The organism is Paracoccus yibinensis (genome assembly GCF_030846195.1).
In the GTDB taxonomy this organism is placed as follows: Bacteria; Pseudomonadota; Alphaproteobacteria; order Rhodobacterales; family Rhodobacteraceae; genus Paracoccus; species Paracoccus yibinensis.
In genome coordinates this window covers 1-1,825 of record NZ_JAVCWH010000059.1, presented here as the reverse complement: position 1 = coordinate 1,825, position 1,825 = coordinate 1, and the positions used below count along the sequence as shown (strand labels likewise).

Sequence of the window (1,825 nt, the reverse complement as noted above, 5' to 3'; positions counted from 1 at the left end):
GTCGAAATCGATATCCGACAGGCGGTTCGAGCCATTGCCGGTCACGAACCAAGATGCCTTGAAGCCGTCGGCACGAGCGGGCTCCGGCTGGGGCTCAGGCTGCGGCTGGGGCTCAGGCTCGGGCTGCGGCTGGGGGGCAGGCTGCGGCTGGGGGGCAGGCTGGGGAGCGACCACCGCATCTTTCACATGGGAGACATGATCGGAGCCGAGAGGAGCGCGCACGCCTCCGGTGGCAGGGCCGCTCCAGGACAGCTCGAGGACCTGACCGCCGGTCTTTTCAAAGTAGAGCACCTCGAGGGGAATGGTGCCTGCCTCGAGCTTCAGGGTCACGGTGATCTCACGCGCGACATGGGCGCCGTCGTTGTTGATGACCCGCTCACCGCCGAGGCTGAAGGCCGAGCCGTCGTCGGACTTCAGGTAGAAGGTGTAGGTCCCCGGCTTGTCGATCGTCAGGTCGCCAGTGATGCGTCCCGCAAAGTGATCGCTGGGGCCGCCTTCCCAGAAGGCCTTCGTTCCGGGTTTGAACGAGATACTGTCGAGTGTGCCGATAGTGGCGGGCTTGGCGTCGAAATCGATATCCGACAGGCGGTTCGAGCCATTGCCGGTCACGAACCAAGATGCCTTGAAGCCGTCGGCACGAGCGGGCTCCGGCTGGGGCTCAGGTTTGTGGTTATTCCCATCAGAGGCATGATCGATCACTTCATTCACATGGGCGCCAAGGATGTCATTCTTTGTGGTCCGGCTGCTCGCCTTGATGCTGATCATGGAAAAATTTGCATCGGCTGTCGCAAGCGCTTCCGAGAGTGCCGCATCAATCTTTGCAGAAGCGATCACATTACTATGCTTCAAAACTTCTGGCTGAGTGCGAGCGGCTGGGTTTTTCATTTACTGCCTCTGAAAAGAACAAAGAAAGATGTCTGCCGCTGGTGCGGGTTTGAGGTGCTTATCTCGATAGACCCAAGGCATTAAAAAACAGCTTACGTGTGCACATTTGTTTAAAATGCACCTTAAAGGAGCGAATAAATCGGAGGCTTCACCGCAGATGGTTGAGATGCTGTGGCGCAGCACAAGTAAGCTGGGCCATTGCTGAACATGCCTGGCGCTTTGAACCCGTTCTTGCCGAGGTGACGTGATGATGCAGATCCATCCCCAAGCCCGGACCACACCGGCTGTTTGGGCTGAAATCGCCCGCTCCACCGAACCCGTTAGGATCCTGACCAAGCGCTACGGCATCAGCGAGGAAACGGTGCGCAAATGGCGCAAGCGCGGTGAACAGGCCTGCCAGGATCGGTCAAGCCGGCCAAACCGCCTGCCGTGGCGTGTGACAGAGGAAGAGCGTGCGATCATCTGCGCCGTGCGACACGCAACGGGCTTTCCCCTGGATGACCTGACCTTTGTGCTGCGTCACTTCCTGCCGCATCTCAACCGCGACAGCATCTATCGTGTCCTGAAGGCTGAAGGCCTGAACCGGCGCCCTCCCAAGCCATCAACCCTGCCTGCCAAAGGACAAGGGCGCTTCCGGGACTATGATCTCGGCTATGTCCATATCGACGTCAAACACTTGCCGAAGCTGAGGACAGCAGACGGTGACGTGCGCAAGCGCTACCTCTATGTGGCCATCGATCGCTCTCCCGCTTCGTGCATCTCGCCGTCTACGACGCCGAGACCGCCGCCAATGCGGTCGCCTTTCTCGCTGAGGCACAAAAAGCCTTCCCCTTCCGGATCACGCATGTGCTGACGGATCGCGGCTCCTGTTTTACCGCCGAGGCGTTCGAACGCGCCTGCGCGACACTCAAGGTCATTCGCCGCACCACCAGACCCTATA

At 59.7% G+C, this 1,825-nt stretch carries 1 protein-coding gene and 1 pseudogene; one reads left to right on the top strand and one right to left on the bottom strand.

What is annotated here, in order from left to right:
• A partial coding sequence (locus RAH32_RS21415) for a PA14 domain-containing protein (protein WP_306610407.1) occupies positions 1 to 885 on the bottom strand: 885 nt, incomplete at its 3' end.
• A gap of 247 nt (positions 886 to 1,132) precedes the next feature.
• Between RAH32_RS21415 and RAH32_RS21410 the strand changes: the two are divergent.
• Positions 1,133 to 1,825: pseudogene (locus tag RAH32_RS21410) on the top strand (DDE-type integrase/transposase/recombinase); the annotation flags it as partial.